Origin of the sequence: Erwinia persicina (genome assembly GCF_014838825.1) — a bacterium.
In the GTDB taxonomy this organism is placed as follows: Bacteria; Pseudomonadota; Gammaproteobacteria; order Enterobacterales; family Enterobacteriaceae; genus Erwinia; species Erwinia persicina_A.
This window is the reverse complement of sequence record NZ_JACYMO010000001.1, coordinates 956,671-974,765: the sequence shown is the minus strand read 5'-3', so window position 1 is coordinate 974,765 and position 18,095 is coordinate 956,671. Positions and strand designations below refer to the sequence as shown.

Sequence of the window (18,095 nt, the reverse complement as noted above, 5' to 3'; positions counted from 1 at the left end):
ACCCCGTCAAGCCGTAGCCTGCTGATACCACGTTAATGTGACTCAGGAGCAGACTATGCCTCGCGAACATTCATTACTGAACCAGCACGTTGTGATTCATGGCTGCCGCATTGCGGCGGGGGTTCACGGTTCCGGTATCCCTCTGGTGCTGGTTCACGGCACCCCAGCCCATACGGTTATCTGGCAGGCGCTTGTGCCGCTATGGGTAGACGCCGGTTTTCAGGTACACCTGTATGACCTGCCCGGGTATGGCGCATCCGAGCGCCCCCTGCAGGCCGATACCTCAGTGGCGGCGCAGGTCGCGTTCCTGCATGATCTGCTGGACCACTGGCAGCTGGAAAAAACGCATCTTTTTGGCCACGATATCGGCGGGGCGATTGCCCTCCGGCTGGCCCTGGACGAACCGCAGCGTCTGCTGACCCTGACGGTTGCCGATGCGCCGTGCTACGACTCGTGGCCGTCGCCCACGTGGTGGGATATGCGGGATCGCTACGCAGAGTATGCGCTGACACCGGCCAGTGAGCATCGCAGCACGATGACGCGTCAGCTGAAGATGGCGGTTTTTAATAAGCCGTTGATGGCCGGGGAGCGGCTGGAACAGTTCCTCGCCCCCCTCTGTGGCACGCTGGGGCAGGCCTCATTTTATCAGCACCAGGTAGCCCACTATAATGCCTGCTACACGGCAGACTTCGCGGAAAGGCTCCCGCAGCTCCGGCTGCCCGTGCAGATCTTATGGGGTGCAGACGATGAATGGCAGCCCGTCCACTATGCCCGACGCCTGCAGCACGATATTCCCGGCTCCACCCTGCATATTTATCAGCACGCCGGACACTTTTTGATGGAAGATATCCCCCAGCCTGTCGCTGCACAGGTTATAGCGTTCGTTAATCAATCTACCCGGAGGTAAGCTATGGTTTTGATCGGCATGCTGGATTCGCCCTATGTCAGACGCGTTGCCGTCTGTATGAATGTGCTCGGCCTGCAGTACGAACACCGCCCCCTGTCGGTATTTGGTGATTTTGAGGCGTTCGCTAAAATCAATCCGGCGGTCAAAGCCCCGACGCTGATAACGGATGACCAGCAGATCCTGATGGAATCCTCACTGATTATCCGATATCTGCAGGATCTGTCGCCGCACACCTCTGCGCTGGTGCCTGAATCCGCAGAGGACAGGGTGAGGGATGTGAGCCTGACCGGCCTGGCACTGGCGGCCTGTGAAAAAGCGGTGCAGATCGTTTACGAACGGCGTCTGCGGCCGGAGGAAAAACAGCATCAGCCCTGGGTCGACAGGGTGACCCGACAGCTTCACGGTGTATGGCAGGCGCTGGAAGGGCATCTGCAGGTACACTCTCCCGCTATCCTCACCGACGGGGGGATCAGTATCGCCGTGGCGTGGCGTTTTACCTGCCTGATGCTGCCGGATGTGGTCAGCCGTGCGGATTACCCCGGGGTGGACAGCTTCAGTCAACTGGCCGAACAGCGACCGGCGTTTCTCGCCGCCCCGGCAAACTGAAACGGCAGGCCCGCCGAATTTTTTCCGGGCGGGATCAGAACGGGCTGGGGTGGCGGGCGGTCACCCGCTCTCCGCTGACGGGGTGAACAAAATCCAGTTCGCTGGCGTGCAGCATCAGCCGCGTGGTCTGCTCCGTTCCCGGCAGCAGACGGCCGCCGTACAGGTCACACCCCAGGATGGGGTGACCAAGCTGCTGGCAGTGAATACGCAGCTGATGGGTTCGCCCGGTCTCCGGCATCAGCTGCACCCGCGTTAACGGCACGGAGAAACCTTCCTGCGGTGCAGGGGACAGGCGCTCAATCACCCGATAGCGGGAGCGGGCGGGTTTGCCGTTAAGCGGGCAAATCGACATCCGTGGAAACAGCGCCGGATCTTTGGCAATCGCCGCGTCTATCACGCCTTCATTGTTCGCCAGATGCCCGCAGAGCAGGGCGCTGTATACCTTGCTCACGGTGCGCTGGCTGAACTGATGGCAGAGGGCGGCATTCACTGCCTTATTGCGCGCCACGACCATCAGCCCGGAGGTGCCGAAATCCAGACGGTGGACCAGAGTACAGCCGGGGAAGATCTTCACCAGACGGTGGTGCACCGAATCGATATTGTGCGCATTTTTCCCCGACAGGCTCAGCAGCCCGCCGGGCTTATTGATCAGCACCAGATGGTCATCCTGAAAGAGGATCTCAATGTCGTCATGGCAGGGTGGAGCAATAAAGTCATCAATAATGGCAGACATCAGGCGGCCCGGAGCGAGAGTGGGGGCAGGGAGCACCCCGGCTGAAACCGTAAATGAAAAAGCCCGCTTAAGTTTCCTTAAGCGGGCTTCTCGAATTTGGCTCCTCTGACTGGACTCGAACCAGTGACATACGGATTAACAGTCCGCCGTTCTACCGACTGAACTACAGAGGAATTGTTGGAACGGGGCGCATCATATCCAGCGGGGCAGGGGATGTCAAAGCCTGATTTCACGCTTTTGGTTCAACTGCTGAATAAAGCAGCACCTTCCTGACAGCGGTGTGAGTTTCCCCACAATAATGATGCTTTCGCGGCATGCTTTGCAGGGTGTGACGGGGCTTGCAGCCGTGTTGCACTGATTTTCGTCAGGGTGATCACGTTTATTTCATTTTGACATTGATACGCTAAGTTTCGGTATATACATTCCATGGGTATTGAATGTTTGTTTCATTTTTCTCCCACCCTAAGGACCCACCATGAAAAAAGTCAGAATCGGGCTGATCGGTACCGGTTATATCGGACGCTGCCACGCAATCGCTTATGCTCAGGCCCCGACGGTCTTTAACCTGAAAGGGGAGTTGGTGCGTGAGATGCTGGCAGAGGTCAATCCGCAGCTGGCGAGCGCGCAGGCGGCAACGCTGGGGTTTAACCGGTCGACCGGTGACTGGCGGGAGCTGGTGGCGGATGACAATATTGATGTGGTCGATATCTGCGCCCCTAACTTCCTGCACAAAGAGATGGCGCTGGAGGCAATCCGGCACGGTAAACATGTTTATTCAGAAAAACCGCTGGCGCTGGACGCGGCCGATGCTGAAGAAATGGTGCGGGCGGCGGAAAAAGCCGGGGTGAAAACGCTGGTCGGCTTCAACTATATGAAAAACCCGACCAGCCAGCTGGCGAAAGAGATCATCGCCCGGGGGGAAATTGGCGAGGTGGTGCATTTTTACGGCACCCACAACGAGGACTACCTGGCTGACCCGCTGACGCCGCTGGACTGGCACTGCCAGAAAGCACTGGCGGGTCTGGGGGCGCTGGGCGACCTGGCGGCGCATATCGTCAATATGGCGCACTATCTGGTGGGCAATATTGATGAAGTCAGCGGCGATATGATGACGGTGATCAAACAGCGCCCGGACCCGAAAAATCGCTCGCTGATGCGTGATGTGGAAAACGAAGACCAGGCCAGCGCACTGCTGCGCTTTGCTAACGGTGCGCACGGGGTGATTGAAACCTCGCGCATTGCCTGCGGCAGCAAAATGGGCCTGACCTACGTAGTGACGGGTACCAAAGGCAGCCTCCGTTACACGCAGGAGCGCATGGCGGAACTGGCGCTGTATATCCATGACGATCCGGCAGGCCGCCAGGGCTTCAAAACCATCCTCACCGGCCCGGCACACCCTGACTATGCGTCATTCTGCATCTCTGCCGGGCACGGCATCGGCTTTAACGACCAGAAAACCGTAGAAGTCCGCGATCTGATTAACGGTATTGCCGCCGGGGATCGCATGTGGCCTGATTTTGCAGAAGGCCTGCAGGTATCGAAAGTGCTGGAAGCGATAGCGGTTTCAGCAGCGGAGCGGCGCTGGATGAAAGTCTGACGCGCTGTCAGGCCGGGGGGACCCGGCCTTTTTCATTTCTCTTCTTGCCCGTCCGCACCGCCCCGCGATAAGCCGTTTAATTTGTTCGCCATTAAATGTATGATAATAAGACTCATTTGCAACGTAATGGCCAAGATGAAAAAAACCTTCTCCTTCCCGGTACTGTGCGCAGTACTGGTTGCCGCCGCCCTGATCTTTGTGGTGTCTGTCCGTAGCTGTTCAACACAGCATATCGCCGATCGGCCGGACGCTTCGCAGGCGTCTGCGGTGCCTGCTCCAGCCTCAGCGGAGGCACAGCAGGGCTGGCCGCGCACCCTGCAAACCCCCAAAGGGCCTCTGACCCTGAAGCAGGCCCCTGAGCGTATCGTCTCTACCAGCGTGACCATCACCGGCACCCTGCTGGCCATCCATGCGCCACTGGTCGGGTCCGGCGGCACCAGCCGTAACAGCACGGTGTCTGACGATCGCGGTTTTTTTAAGCAGTGGAGCGCCGAGGCCGCTCAGATCGGGCTGAAGCCGCTGTATATCACGGAACCCAACGCCGAGGCGATTGCCGCGGCCGCACCGGACCTGATCGTGATTTCCGCTACCGGGGGGGACTCGGCGCTGAAGCTGTACGATCAGCTCTCCGCTATCGCCCCGACGCTGGTGATCGACTACGGCGATAAAAGCTGGCAGCAGCTGGCGGTACAGCTGGGGGAGATCACCGGGCATGAGAAGGACGCCAGTGCGGTGATTGACCGTTTCGAACAGCGGGTACAGGCGGTCAAACAGGCGATTGCGTTACCGCCGCAGCCGGTCTCGGCGCTGGTTTACTACGAAGACGGCCGCGGCCTGAACCTGTGGACGGAGGCGTCTGCGCAGGGCAAGCTGCTGTCGGCGCTGGGCTTTACGCTGGCGATGCCACCCGCAGACGTACACGGTGGCACCAGCATGGGCAAGCGTAACGATATTATTCAGCTGTCAGGCGAAAATATGGCGGCAGGATTAACCGGGAAAAGTCTGCTGCTGTTTGCCGCAGATGATGCCACGGTGGGCAGGGTACGGGCGAATCCGTTCCTGGAGCATCTTACTGCGGTAAAAAACAACCAGGTGTATGCAATGGGGCCGGATACCTTCCGCCTCGATTACTTCAGTGCCAGCAATATGCTGGACAGTATCGAACGGCACTTTAAAGCCCGCTAAGCGGACCGTTTGACAGAAGGCCCGCCGTTTGTCCGGCCGGCCCCTGTCAGATGATGCCGGTTACGAATGGGTTACCGGCTCTGACGCCTCCGACGGGGCAGGGGGCGCTGTCGTCAGCGTTGCCCGCCGCAATGTCCCTACCAGACCGGCCAGCACCAGCGCGACACCGGCCGCTGCCGCACCGAACGACAGTACGCTCACCACCGGCGTAAACAGCTTACCTAATACGCCCAGGCCCAGCGCCCCTACGGAATCTCCCGTCACATCCTGAGCAGTACCCAGACTGTTGACGCGCCCCAGCAGGTGGTCAGGCGTATGGTGCTGAATCAGCATATATTGCAGCAGCGAAGCAATGGCATTGCAGTAGCCGTATACCACCAGGGCCAGCAGGGCAGGAATAAAGTGGCTGTAAAGCCCCAGCGAAGCAATCGCCAGGAACGCGCAGGTGGCGCTGACCAGCACCAGAATCCCCGGCCGTCCGTGACGCGGTACCCAGCCGCTGGTAAAGGCACCTATCATCGCCCCCAGCGGGACGGCGGAGTACATCAGGCCAATGGCGGAGGCATCCGCGTGATAGCTGATGGCCAGCGCCGGAAAGAGGATGCGCACCGCGCCAACAATGCTGACCAGCATGCCCAACAGCACCACGGAACCTACCACTTTCTGTCGGCAGACAAACTGAATGCCGCTGGCCAGCGCGCGCAGCGGGTGTTCCGGCTCCTGCGCGTCCGGTTTCATCGTCGGCAGGCGTACCAGGGGGATCAGCGTGGCCAGCGTGCCGATGGCAGCAACGGCAAACGCCCAGCCGACGCCACCGGCGACAATGATCACCCCGCCAATCGCCGGGGAGAGGATCGCCCCGAGGCGCACGGTTACCATACTCAGCGCCCCTGCCGCACCGAGGTTTTCCCGGCCAACCAGCAGCGGGATCACCGCCATCAGTGCCGTCATCCCCAGCGCACCAAAGAAGCCATCCCACGCCGCCAGCACATACAGCGCCCACAGCGACGGTGCGGGAAGAAACGCATTGAGGCTCAGGGCGGCAAAGCCAATACCGCAGGTACCGCGGGCAAACAGGATCAGCTTACGGCGGTCAAGGCGGTCCGCAAGGATGCCGCCGAGCATTAAGCCAATAAACATACCGACCCCATCCAGCATCACCGCGACCCCCACCTGCAGGGTGGAGCCGGTCATGGCCTGGATCTGGATCGGCACGCCGACGGCCAGCATGCCCAGCGAGAAGACGGACAGCATGCGGGCGCAAAAGATGGCGCGGAAAGGGGCGTTATTTTTCAGCAGACTGAAATCAAGCAGGATGGAGGGCTTAGCCATGAGTGTCCATGTGTGTTGATGGGCCGGTGCCTGGCGGCCGGAACGCTGTCCGGTGCGGCGCGTAAGGATGCCGATGTTTTTCTGGCGGTGCGCATGGTAACATATTCGGTTAGTAACGTTAATGATAATAATACTCATATTCATTTGCATGTATGGAGGATCTGTCAGGGATGTCATTGCAGCACGCTTCCCCTCGTACCACTCCACTGTCGGCAGGCATTTCACGCGCCGGCGGTGTCATTATCTGCCTGTGCCTGCTGGCGGCCGTCAGCCTGGCAAGCCTGATGCTGGGGGCCAAATCCATTGCGCCGGCCGTGGTGTGGCAGAGCCTGTCCGGTCAGTTGACCAGTGCTGACAGCATCATCATTCTCAATGCCCGTCTGCCGCGCACACTGGCCGGGATCCTGGTCGGCCTGGCGCTGGGCGGTGCCGGGGCGGTGATCCAGGCGCTGACGCGCAATCCGCTGGCCGACCCCGGCATACTGGGTGTTAATGCCGGAGCCAGCTTTGCCATGGCCGTGGGCATCACCCTGTTTGGCGTCAGCGGCATGGCTGGCTGGCTGGGGTTTGCCTGGGGCGGCGCGCTGATTGCCAGTATTGCCGTCTGGGCGATTGGTACCCTCAGCGGGGGACGGGTGAATCCGGTCCGCCTGACGCTGGCAGGGGTAGCGCTGAGTGCGGTACTGGGCGGACTGACCTCCTCACTGTCGCTGCTGAATCCGCAAACCTTTGATCAGCTGCGCTTCTGGCAGGCGGGAACGCTGGATATCCGCACAATGGACAATCTGCTTATTGTTGCTCCGGCGATTGTGGCGGGAGCGGTGCTGGCGCTGGCAGTATCGCGTTCGCTGAACAGCCTGAGCATGGGCGAGGACATTGCCGCCGCGCTGGGCACAAGGGTGGTGCTGATCCGCCTGCTGGCGCTGCTGGCGGTGATGCTGCTCTGCGGATCGTCTACCGCGCTGGTGGGGCCGATTGGTTTTGTCGGCCTGATGGTGCCTCATGTGGCGCGCTGGTGGGTGGGGGCCGACCAGCGCTGGATACTGATCTATTCATTTTTAATGGCCCCGGTGCTGCTGCTCACCGCCGATATTGCCGGGCGGTTTATGGCGCAGGGCGAATTACGGGTGTCGATTGTCACCGCGTTGATTGGGGCCCCTGTTCTGATCTGGCTGGTCCGTCAGCGCAGGCATTAGGCTTTGTTACCTGCCATTTTGCAGCCCGGTTGAGTTAACCCGGGCTTTAAGGGAGATCTGCATGCACAGCAGAACGTTAATAATAGGGCGCGCGGACGGCTGGCTGAATCTGCGCCTGTCATCCCGGGTGATGTGGGTTAACCTGACGCTGCTGCTGCTGGCCGTTGCGCTGGCGCTGTTTGCCCTGTGCTACGGCACGCTCAGTATTCGCCCCGGGCAGGTGTGGCAGGCGCTGCAGGGAGAGGGGCCGCGCGGTATTATCACCGTCATCCGGCAGTGGCGTGCGCCACGCGCGATGTTAGCACTGGTGCTGGGGGCCGGCCTCGGCGTCAGCGGCGCAATCTTCCAGTCAGCCATTCGTAACCCGCTGGGCAGTCCGGACGTGGTCGGTTTTAATACCGGCGCTTTTACCGGCGCACTGGTGATGATTATCGCGTTTGGCGGCGGCTATTATCAGATTGCGGCAGGGGCACTGGTCGGCGGCATCGGTGCGGCGGCGCTGGTCTATCTGCTGGCCTGGCGTCAGGGCATTGTGGGTTTCCGCCTGATTATCGTCGGTATTGGCGTCGGCGCGGTGCTTTCCGCGCTGAATACCTGGCTGATTATCAGCGCTTCGCTGGAAAGTGCCATGAGTGCGGCGCTGTGGGGGGCCGGATCGCTGAACGGTATCACCTGGGCGAAAGGTCAGCCTGCGCTGCTGCTGGTGCCGCTGACGATTCTGGTCGCGCTGCTGCTCAGCCGCCGTCTGCAACTGATGGAGATGGGCGATGACAGTGCGCGGGCGCTGGGGATCAGTGCGGAATCCAGCCGCCTCTGGCTGATGCTGTGCGGCATTATCCTCACGGCGATTGCCACCGCCAGCGCCGGGCCCATCGCCTTTATCTCTCTGGCCGCCCCGCAGATCGCCAAGCGGCTGACCGGCGCACATGCTGTGCCGCTGTTCTCTGCCGCCACAACCGGGGCGCTGCTGCTGCTGCTGGCAGACGTCGTCGCGCAACATGCTTTTAACGGGATACAGCTGCCGGTGGGGGCCGTCACGGTCAGCATCGGCGGGCTGTATCTCATCGGGTTACTTATCAGGGAGTCACGTCGTTAACCATGGAACTTTCTTCCCCCTCACGCCTTCAGGCCAGCGGAGTGACGCTGGCCTACGACCAGAAGGTGATCGCCCGCGAACTCAGCGTGCAGATCCCCGACCGCCGGTTCACGGTGATCATTGGCCCGAACGCCTGTGGCAAATCAACGTTATTGCGCGCCCTGTGTCGTCTGCTGAAGCCGCGCAGCGGCCAGGTACTGCTTGATGGCGAGGATATTCACCAGATGGGCACCAAAGCGCTGGCGCGCCAGCTGGGTTTGCTGCCACAGCATGCCATTGTGCCGGAGGGGATCAGCGTGGCCGATCTGGTGGCGCGCGGGCGCTATCCGCACCAGAGCCTGCTGAAGCAGTGGAGCGAAGCCGATCGCCAGGCGGTGGCCGGCGCGATGCAGGCGACGAACGTCAGTGAACTGGCAGAGCGCAGCGTGGATGAGCTCTCCGGCGGACAGCGTCAGCGCGTATGGGTAGCGATGGTGCTGGCACAGCAAACGCCCCTGCTGTTACTGGACGAGCCGACCACCTGGCTGGATATCGCCCATCAGATCGAACTGCTGGATTTGTTCCGTCAGTTAAATCAGGAACGCGGGCATACGCTGGTGGCCGTGCTGCATGATTTGAATCAGGCCTGTCGCTATGCCGACCATCTGGTGGTGATGCAGGAAGGGCAGATCGTGGCCCAGGGCCAGCCAGCAGAGATCGTTGATGCGTCGCTGGTCCGGCAGGTCTTTGGCATGGAATGCGTGGTGATTGACGATCCGGTATCGCACACGCCGATGATCGTCCCGTGCGGACGTTATCACCGGCCATAAAAAAAGGCCGACCGTTATAAAAGGTCGACCTTGATACGAGGATCCCAGAGGCGGACCGGGTTTTGGGTCCGCCTCTGTTTTACGCCAGGTATTTACACTCCACCATCAGCTGCGCCAGCAAGGGCCCCAGTGTGACCAGGGATGCCGGGGACAGGATATCCATGTGATCGCAGTCCAGTTCGTGTACCCGTAACTGCTGCAGGTAAGGTGCCCAGCTTTTCTGCACATCCATCCCGACGGGCAGCGTCTTTTTCGCCACAAACAGCGTGGCCTGACCGGCAAAGCGCGGGGTAGAGGCGGTGCTCAGACGCTGGACCGCATCCGCGTAGTTCGTCACGATGGTACTGAACATCGCCGCTTTTTCCGCCTGTAACAGCGCATCGTCACTGTCGGTCGCTGCCATAAACTCCGCTTCCTCACGTTCGACTTCCGCGCGGGCCTCCTCCTCTGACGGCCGTGTCCAGTCCTGACCCTCTGGCGGATAGGTATCCAGCAGACCCAGGAAGCTTACCGTCTCCCCCTGCTGCTGCAGGCGGGTCGCTATCCCGTGGGCAAGGGTGCCGCCCAGCGAGTAACCCAGCAGATGGTACGGCCCCTGCGGCTGAATGCTGCGCAGTGTCGCCAGATGGCGATCGCACATTTCATCCACGCTGGCACAGGCGGCGATCACACCGTCAGGACGCGGCGACTGCAGGCCAACAATCGGGAAGTGACCGCCAAGATGACGCAGCATACCGGAATACTGCCACGCAAAGCCGGATGCCGGATGAATACAGAACAGCACCGGCCCGGTCCCGCTGCGGAAGGGCAGGCTTTCACCGTTGGCACGCGTCCCGGCGTTGGTGCCGTGGGCACCCTCATCCAGCAGACGGGCCATGTTCTCCACGCTGCGCGCAGCCATGATCTGCCCGATAGTGAGCGGCGTTGCCAGGCGACGACGCAGTTCGGCAGCCAGACGCATCGCCAGCAGCGAGTGCCCGCCCAGCGCGAAGAAATCATCATCGGCATACACGGTTTCACGCGCCAGCAGGCGGGTGAAAAGTTCCGTCAGCAGTTGCTCATGCTCACCGTGCGGCAGGCGGCCAGCCGACTGCGGGGCCTGCGGGGATGGCAGGGCCTTGCGGTCCAGCTTGCCGTTGGCGCTCAGCGGGAAACGGTCGGTCAGCACGTAGCTGACCGGCAGCATATGCGCCGGCAGGCGCTGCGCCAGCTGCTGGTGCACGACCCGGGTATCCAGTGCCAGCCCCGGTTGGGCAATCAGCCAGGCTACCAGCTGACGGGCATCGGCCCCGACGGCGGCCACGCTGCCCAGTTCGCGCGCGCCAACTACCGCCTGCGCCACGCCGTCCAGGGTCAGCAGCGCCTGTTCAATTTCGCCCAGCTCAATGCGCTGACCGCGAATTTTCAGCTGATCGTCGCTGCGGCCGAGGTATTCCACGGCACCGCTGTCCAGCCAGCGGGCGATGTCGCCGGTGCGGTACATGCGCTCACCGTCGGCAAACGGATCGGCGACAAAGCGCTGGGCAGTCAGGTCGGCACGGTACAGATACCCCTCCGCCAGCTGCACACCGCAGAGATACAGGTCGCCCGCCACGCCGACGGGCACAGGGCGCAGCAGGGCATCAAGGATGCGCAGTTCGGTGTTCCACACCGGGTAGCCAATCGGTACGCCCGCGCCGCTGCACTGTTTCAGACTTTCACCGCTGGCCGGATGCCAGGTCACATCAACGGCGGCCTCGGTCGGGCCATACAGGTTATGCAGCGGGGCGGCGATCAGGGCTTCATAGCTGGCGGCCAGCTCGCAGGAAAGGGCTTCCCCGCTGCAGAACACGCGACGCAGGCTGTGACAGCCTTTATCCTCGCCGTCGCGGCTTTCCAGCGCCGTCACCCACGCCGCCAGCATCGATGGCACGAAGTGCATCGTGGTCACGGCGTAGTCTTCAATCAGCTGTACCAGTGCCTCCGGGTCGCGATGGGCTTCCGGCGGGGCCATCAGCAGCGGCGATCCGACCATCAGCGGCCAGAAGAATTCCCACACCGAGACGTCAAAACTGCACGGGGTTTTCTGTAACACCACGTCGCTGGCGTCCAGCGGGTATTCGTCCTGCATCCACCACAGGCGGTTAACGATAGCCTGCTGGCCCACCACCACGCCTTTCGGTCGCCCGGTGGAGCCGGAGGTGTAGAGGACATAGGCCGGGCGGGTGCTGTCTGCCGGTGGCAGCAGGTGCCGTGGCGAATGCGGTTCCTCTTTCAGCTGGTCAAAGGTCAGTATCGGCCCCATCACGGCAAAGCGCGCGGCTAAGGCGCTTTCGCTGATAATCAGACGCGGCCGCGCATCGTCCACCATATAACCCAGACGGTCATCCGGGTAGCCGGTATCCAGCGGCAGCCAGGCAGCGCCGGCCTGCAGAATAGCGGTCAGCGCCAGGCTCAGGCGTACCGAGCGCGGCAGGGCGACGGCGACGATATCCCCGGGTTTTACTCCGGCATTAATCAGGCGGTCGGCCAGCCGCCGCGCCTGCTGCTGCATCTGGCGATAGGTCAGACGATGTTCGCCGTCCAGCAGCGCCAGCGCATCCGGCGTGCGATTCACCTGCTGCTCAATGGCCCCCTGCAGCGTGCCGGGGGCGACCGGGTAAGCGGTGTTATTGATGCTGGCAATCAGCGCCCGTTCATCCGGCGTCTGCAGCTGCCAGCGCGCCAGCGGCAGGTCAGGCTGTGCCACCAGCTGGGCAATCAGCATCAGCAGGCGGTCGGCAAAACGCTGCGGGTGCGGCACCGCATCGCGATATTCCATCAGCAGGTGCAGGCGCTCGCCCGGTAGCACCAGCAGGGTGAGTGGGTAGTGGGTGTAGCCCCGGTTGCTGATGTGGTCGCAGCGCAGGCCGTTGTGCCCCTGCAACAGGTCGGTGTTATCCGGATAGTTCTCCACCACCAGCAGGGTGTCGAACAGCGTGCCGCTGCCGGCCAGTTGCTGGATCTCGCCCAGGCCCAGATCGTCATGTTCAATCAGCTGGATCTGCTGTGCCTGATGATCGGCCAGCTGCTCCAGCAGCGGTCGCTGGCTGTCAAAGCGAACCCGCACCGGCAGGGTGTTACTGAACAGGCCAACATGCTGATCCTGGCCGTCAATCTGACCGAAGCGGCCGGACACCGGGGAGCCGAACACCACGTCCTGATGGCCGCTTTCAATCGCCAGCTGCATGCCCCAGAGGCCCTGCATAACGCTGTTCAGGGTCAGGCCACGGCGGCGGCACAGCGCCAGCAGGCCGCGTTCCAGCTCAGGCTCCAGCACCAGATCAAGGTCGTGCACCGGGCCGGTGTGGGCCTCACTGCCGAACAGCAGCGTCGGGCGTACGTCCTGTAATACCTGCTGCCACCGCTGACGCGAGGCCGCCGCGTCGCGCCCGGCAAGCTGACGGACGATATCCGCGTAGCTGAAGCGGTGCGGCGTCAGCGCCTGCGGGCCGTGCCACAGGGCGGTAAACAGGTCGGCTAAAATCACCGGCGTTGACCAGCCGTCCACCACCAGGTGATGGGCGTTCAGCATCAGGGTAAAGCGGTCGCCTCCGGCGTGCTCCACCAGCAGCGCGTGCAGCATCACCGGCTGGCTGAACAGGTCCCGCGCCAGCTCGCGTTTTTCCAGCGCCAGCAGGGCGTTTGTTTCGTCCTGCGGGGGGAGCACCGGCAGCGTATGGCGGTCGAGCGTCCAGACGGACTGGCCGACCGGCAACACCGGGATCAGCTGCAGCGGCTGAAGTGTCTGCTCGCTGTCAAAACGTGCTGCCAGCTGCGGATGGTGACGCACCACGGCATCCAGCGCCGCCCGCAGGCGATCCTCCTCCAGCGCGCCGCTAAAGGTCAGGCGGGTCAGGGAGTTATAGCTGCCGCTGTTATCGGCGGTGGCCGCATGGAACAGCAGCCCCTTCTGCAGCGGCAGCAGCGGCAGCACGGCGGCCAGCGGGCCGTGGCGGTCACCCAGCGCCACCACATCCTGCTGGCTGACATCGGCCATCGCGACCTCGGCGGCCACTAAGGTATCGCATGCCTGCTGAGGATGGCGGCGGGCAAACCCGGCCAGCGCCTCGCAGGCGTCTGCCATGGCCTGATGCAGGGCATCGATATCCTCTTCGCGGAATACGCCGCTGAGCCAGCCCCAGTTGATCGCCAGCTGCGGCATCGCGCCGTTTTCATCCACAAAGATATTCACCTCCAGCCCGTGCAGCTGCGGCATCGCCGGGGACTGATACACGGCAAAGGCGTCGCGGAAATGCCTGCGTGTGCGCTGGGGTGTCCAGAGTTCGTCCCCGGCGCTGAAGCGTCCGAGGTAGTTAAACAGCACTTCCGGTGCGTGCTGCTGCGCCAGTGTCTTAAGCTCTGGCCCACGGACGGCGTCGAGGTAGCGCAGCTGACCGTAGCCAATGCCGCGATCCGGTACGGCCCGCAGCACATGCTTGACCGCGCGGACGGTGTCGCGCAGCGTGCCGTTATCGCTATTTCCCAGTGTGACCAGCAGCGGGTATTCGGCGGTCAGCCAGCCGACAGTGCGGGCCAGGTCACGATCGCCTTCCAGTTCAGCGCGGCCGTGTGACTCCAGCGTATAGCGCAGCTGGCGGACCTTAAAGCGATCGGCCAGTGCCAGCGACAGGGTGCAAAGCAGCGTCTCCTCCACGCTGGCGCGGAACTGTTGCGGCAGCGTGGAGAGCAGGGCCTGCGTCTGACTGCCGTTCAGCAGCGTGCGCTTCTCTTTCATCTCACCGTGGGTATCCTGTCCGTGCACAGCGCGCTGGCCGAGCAGCGGAACAGGATCCTGCAACATGCTCTGCCAGAACGGCAGCTCAGACGTCCGGTGGGCGGTATCGCGCAACAGTGCTGCTGACCAGTCATGCAGTGAGGTTTCTTCAGGTGGCAGCGTCAGCGGCGTGCCGTTGATGGCCGCTTCGGCCGCTTCGCGCAGATCTTCCAGCAGGACGCGCCAGGAGACACCGTCCACGACCAGATGGTGGATCACCAGCACCAGACCGAACGTCAGTCCCTTATGCTGCAGCAGCGTCGCCTGCATCATCACGCCGTTCGCCGGATCAAGACGGTGAACGGCCGCGTCAAACGCATCTTCGGCACAGGCTTCCGGTGCGTCATTCAGCATCAGCGTACTGACCCGGGGGGGCGGTCCGGCCGGAGGCGCTTCGCCGACCACCAGCTGGCCGTCGCGGGTAAAGGCGGCCAGTGCCGGATGTGCCTCGCTGAGGGTGGTCAGCGCCTGCTCAAGCTGCGCAGGCTGCAGCGCCGCCGGTACCCTTAACCAGACGCCGTGGGCAAAGCGCTGGTTAATACCGCCGTGTTGGTTAAACCAGTGTAGGATCGGCAGGCCAGCGATCGCCCCCTGTTGTTTCACCTGACTGACCGCCGCGCGGGTCGCCAGCGGCGGCATATTCTGTGCCATGCGCGCCGGGGTGCGCTGGGCAAAAATATCGCGCGGGCGCAGCAGATAGCCTGCGCGGCGGGCGGCGGTGCCGAGCCCCATTGCAGAAATACTGTCGCCGCCGAGGGCGAAGAAATCATCGTCAGCGCCGACGCGCTCCATGCCCAGCAGGTCGGCCACTGCCTTGCAGATCAGCGTTTCTTCCGCTCCCTGCGGTTCGCGGCCGGGAGTAAAGGCCATCTGTTGCGGTTCAGGCAGCGCCTGACGGTCAATTTTCCCGTTGACGTTAAGCGGCAGCTCATCCATCACCATCAGGATGGCCGGCACCATATAGTCGGGCAGGGTCACGGCCAGCTTCGCCAGCAGCTTCGCTGAGAGCTGCGCGTCGGCGCGCAGGGCATCGTCAGATACCGAGCAGTAACCGATCAGCCGGTTTGTGGCCCCGACAGGCTGGGCGATCACCACGGCGGTACTGACTTCTTCCAGCGCCACCAGGGCATTTTCCACTTCCCCCAGCTCGATGCGGAACCCCCGCACTTTGATCTGATGATCGACGCGGCCAATAAACGCCAGCTGCCCGTCGCTGCGCCAGCGCATCAGATCGCCGCTGCGGTACATCACCTCGCCCTCAAGGAACGGGTTGGCGACGAAACGGGCAGCGGTCAGGTCCGGACGGCGGAGGTAGCCACGCGCCATCCCGGTGCCGGAAATGTAAAGTTCACCGACACAGCCCACCGGGACGGGGCGCAGCCTGCTGTCCAGCAGCCAGACCCGGGTGTTACCCACCGGGCGGCCGATCACCGGCTGGTCAGAAACCATTACGCTGGCACCCAGCGTATCGATAGTGTATTCGGACGGGCCGTAGTAGTTATGGATCTCCAGTTCCGGGTGCTGCTGCATCAGCTTCCACAGGGTCGGCGTGGCGGCTTCACCGCCGATCATCACAAACGCCGGGCGGTGGCTGTCGGCCTCAAACAGTCCCGCATCAATCATCTGCGAGAAGAACGACGGGGTGATATCCAGCAGGTCGACCGGCACCTGTTTCATTTTCTGTAACAGGCCCCACGCATCACGGCGCAGCTCTTCATCAAAAATGTTCAGCTCACAGCCCATCATCATGCAGAACAGCGGCTCCCATGACGAGTCGAAGGAGAACGAGGCGGTGTGGCCGGTGCGCATGCGGCGCGGCTGGTTGCGGTGGAAACGCTCAATGGCCGGGCCGAACAGGTTGGCCTGGTGCGACAGGAAGAGGTTCAGCAGGCCGGCGTGGGTGCTCATTACTCCTTTCGGGCGACCGGTAGAGCCGGAGGTGTAGATCATATAGGCGAGGTGCTCACCCTGCTGGGCGACGCGGCGTTCGCTGTCGCTGACCGGGGTGGCAGCGCGGGCATCACAGCGGGCGCGCACGTCGGCGTCATCAATACACAGACAGACCCCTTCCGGCATGCGAGCCACCAGGCTGCTGTGCGTCAGCAGCAGCTGTGGCTGCGCATCGTCACACATCAGCGCCAGACGCTCGCGTGGATAGTCGAGATCCAGCGGCATATAGGCGGCCCCGCTGGCCAGTACGCCAAAAATGGCCACCAGCGAATCCACCGAGCGCGGGAGGCCAATCGCCACAACATCATCCGCACCCAGACCGCGGGCCATCAGCTCACGTGCCAGCTGCATTGCCCGGGCAGAAAGCTGTCCGTAGGTCAGGCTGATATCACCGCAGACGACGGCGGTGGCATCGGGCTGTGCTTCCACCTGGCGCTGCAGCATGGCCAGTATCGACACCACACCCTCCGGCGGCGTCACGGCGATCCCCTGCGACCACTCATCAATCTGCTGCTGCTCAAGCCCGGTAACCAGCGCCAGTCTGGCCAGCGGCAGACGCGGTTGCTGCGCCAGCTGTCTTGCCAGACAGACGATCCGTTCGCCGTGCCAGGCCAGCATCTGCGCGTCATATTTATCGGGATTGGCGACCAGCGTGACCTGAAGCTGGCCAAGCTGGAAGCCGATCTCAAACTCCAGATCGTCCACCGGCCCCATCGCCAGGGTGTGGCTGACGGCATCAATACCGTCAAATGCCAGGCTGTCGTGATAAATCTTGAGGTTAATAACCGGGCCATACAGGGGCTGGCCGCTACCGACCAGGCCGAGATCGCGACGCAGCTGCTCTGCTTCATAACGCTGGTGACGGCGCACCTGTTTGATTTCACTCTGCAGGGCCTGGCTGACATCGGCCAGCGTCATGCTGTCATCAATGTCAGGCAGCAGCGGCAGGACGTTGACCACCGGCCCCGTAGCGGCCAGCGCGGCCGAACCGATCCGGCGCATAAACGGGAAGCCGATGCTCAGACGGGATTCACCGCTGATGCGTGCCAGATAGGCAACCAGCAGGGCGCTGGCAATCTCCGCCGGCGCGGTTTCCCGCAGGCCTGGCTGCTGGGCCAGGGCCGCCAGCAGGGCGGGCGGCAGGGTGACCTGCTGTTTCAGCGGTGACGTGCGGCCGTGGTGGCTGAAGGTTTCACCCGACAGGGAGATCGCCGTCGGAAAGTCTTTACCGTGCTGCTGCCAGAACAACGCCGCACGCTCACAGGCCGGTGAGTGCTGCCAGGCCTGATATTCGGCAACCACTTCACCAAAGGAGATAAACGGCGAGGGCGACGGCGTCTGGCCCGCGCGCAGGGAGTGATAGACTGCCGCCACGCGCCGGGTCAGCGCCTCGAAGCTGAAGCCATCCAGCATCAGATGGTGATAACGCTGATACCAGAACCAGCGGTCAGCGCTGACGCGGATCATCACCTGCCGGTACAGCGGACGGTCACCGTCAGCAGGGAGGTCGGCAGCCAGGTCGGCCTGCATCAGATCCTGTGCCGCCTGCACGGCATCGCTGCGCTGGCTGACATCTATCCATTCAACAGGCTGTACCTGCTCGGGGGTACGCGCATGCGGAAGCCGCTGAACGACGCTGCCGTCTTCCGCAAGGCAGAAAACCGCCTGCACGGTATCCGCCTCGGACATCGCCTGGCGGATCGCGGCGTCCAGGCAGGGGCGGTCAATGTTGCCGTGCAGCTCACTGTAGTGGGCGACGGCATAGCTGTTTCCTGTCGCGGCGATCTGATCGGCGATCCAGATCCCAGGCTGCGCGGCAACCAGCGGATATTCGGTAAATTCAGCCTGTATTTCAGGCGTGATCTGAGCTTCTGACACGGTGGCAATTC

General features: G+C 62.6%; 10 protein-coding genes and 1 tRNA gene. 7 read left to right on the top strand and 4 right to left on the bottom strand.

Annotated features, from left to right (window positions below; all coding sequences use genetic code 11):
- The first annotated feature begins 55 nt into the window (after window positions 1-55).
- Complete coding sequence (locus IFU29_RS04455) at window positions 56-907, top strand: alpha/beta fold hydrolase (RefSeq protein WP_191932826.1); 852 nt, start codon at window positions 56-58, stop codon at window positions 905-907.
- 3 nt (window positions 908-910) lie between these two features.
- On the top strand, window positions 911-1,513 hold the full coding sequence (locus IFU29_RS04450) for a glutathione S-transferase (protein ID WP_191932825.1): 603 nt from the start codon (window positions 911-913) through the stop codon (window positions 1,511-1,513).
- Between the two features lie 34 nt (window positions 1,514-1,547).
- Here the strand turns inward: IFU29_RS04450 and IFU29_RS04445 are convergent, their stop codons facing one another.
- Entirely contained in the window at window positions 1,548-2,246 is a 699-nt protein-coding gene (locus IFU29_RS04445; protein WP_191932824.1) for an RluA family pseudouridine synthase, read from the bottom strand.
- Window positions 2,247-2,343: 97 nt separating this feature from the next.
- Window positions 2,344-2,419: transfer RNA gene (locus IFU29_RS04440), tRNA-Asn, on the bottom strand.
- A 302-nt stretch (window positions 2,420-2,721) separates the two neighbouring features.
- Between IFU29_RS04440 and IFU29_RS04435 the strand changes: the two genes are divergently transcribed.
- Both IFU29_RS04435 and fepB read left to right on the top strand, forming a co-directional pair.
- Window positions 2,722-3,843: a Gfo/Idh/MocA family protein gene (locus IFU29_RS04435; RefSeq protein WP_191932823.1), complete on the top strand. Its 1,122-nt coding sequence runs from the start codon at window positions 2,722-2,724 to the stop codon at window positions 3,841-3,843.
- Window positions 3,844-3,969: 126 nt separating this feature from the next.
- Window positions 3,970-5,028 (top strand): Fe2+-enterobactin ABC transporter substrate-binding protein, encoded by a 1,059-nt coding sequence (gene fepB, locus IFU29_RS04430; RefSeq protein ID WP_240043805.1) that lies wholly within the window; start codon window positions 3,970-3,972, stop codon window positions 5,026-5,028.
- A 60-nt stretch (window positions 5,029-5,088) separates the two neighbouring features.
- On the opposite strand, the gene entS is transcribed toward fepB, so the two are convergent.
- Window positions 5,089-6,360, bottom strand: coding sequence for an enterobactin transporter EntS (entS, locus tag IFU29_RS04425; protein ID WP_191932822.1), 1,272 nt, complete (start codon window positions 6,358-6,360; stop codon window positions 5,089-5,091).
- A 170-nt stretch (window positions 6,361-6,530) separates the two neighbouring features.
- On the opposite strand from entS, the gene fepD reads away from it, so the two are divergent.
- The 3 genes from fepD (at window position 6,531) to IFU29_RS04410 (ending at window position 9,461) form a co-directional block, all read left to right on the top strand.
- A complete protein-coding gene (gene fepD / locus IFU29_RS04420; RefSeq protein WP_191932821.1) occupies window positions 6,531-7,556 on the top strand; it encodes a Fe(3+)-siderophore ABC transporter permease in 1,026 nt (341 codons plus the stop codon).
- Between the two features lie 61 nt (window positions 7,557-7,617).
- On the top strand, window positions 7,618-8,652 hold the full coding sequence (gene fepG / locus IFU29_RS04415) for an iron-enterobactin ABC transporter permease (protein ID WP_191932820.1): 1,035 nt from the start codon (window positions 7,618-7,620) through the stop codon (window positions 8,650-8,652).
- Window positions 8,653-8,654: 2 nt separating this feature from the next.
- Window positions 8,655-9,461 carry an ABC transporter ATP-binding protein gene (locus IFU29_RS04410; protein WP_062742750.1) on the top strand — a complete coding sequence of 269 codons (807 nt, stop codon included), beginning with the start codon at window positions 8,655-8,657 and terminating at the stop codon, window positions 9,459-9,461.
- Window positions 9,462-9,540: 79 nt separating this feature from the next.
- On the opposite strand, the gene IFU29_RS04405 is transcribed toward IFU29_RS04410, so the two are convergent.
- A complete protein-coding gene (locus IFU29_RS04405; protein WP_191932819.1) occupies window positions 9,541-18,084 on the bottom strand; it encodes a non-ribosomal peptide synthetase in 8,544 nt (2,847 codons plus the stop codon).
- Between the last annotated feature and the right edge of the window lie 11 nt (window positions 18,085-18,095).

Bases quoted from the DNA above. Each gene is read 5' to 3' on its own strand.
- fepD (WP_191932821.1), top strand. From the start codon at position 6,531: ATGTCATTGCAGCACGCTTCCCCTCGTACCACTCCACTGTCGGCAGGC.
- IFU29_RS04455 (WP_191932826.1), top strand. From the start codon at position 56: ATGCCTCGCGAACATTCATTACTGAACCAGCACGTTGTGATTCATGGC.
- IFU29_RS04410 (WP_062742750.1), top strand. From the start codon at position 8,655: ATGGAACTTTCTTCCCCCTCACGCCTTCAGGCCAGCGGAGTGACGCTG.
- IFU29_RS04450 (WP_191932825.1), top strand. From the start codon at position 911: ATGGTTTTGATCGGCATGCTGGATTCGCCCTATGTCAGACGCGTTGCC.
- IFU29_RS04445 (WP_191932824.1), bottom strand. From the start codon at position 2,246: ATGTCTGCCATTATTGATGACTTTATTGCTCCACCCTGCCATGACGAC.
- fepB (WP_240043805.1), top strand. From the start codon at position 3,970: ATGGCCAAGATGAAAAAAACCTTCTCCTTCCCGGTACTGTGCGCAGTA.
- IFU29_RS04435 (WP_191932823.1), top strand. From the start codon at position 2,722: ATGAAAAAAGTCAGAATCGGGCTGATCGGTACCGGTTATATCGGACGC.
- fepG (WP_191932820.1), top strand. From the start codon at position 7,618: ATGCACAGCAGAACGTTAATAATAGGGCGCGCGGACGGCTGGCTGAAT.
- entS (WP_191932822.1), bottom strand. From the start codon at position 6,360: ATGGCTAAGCCCTCCATCCTGCTTGATTTCAGTCTGCTGAAAAATAAC.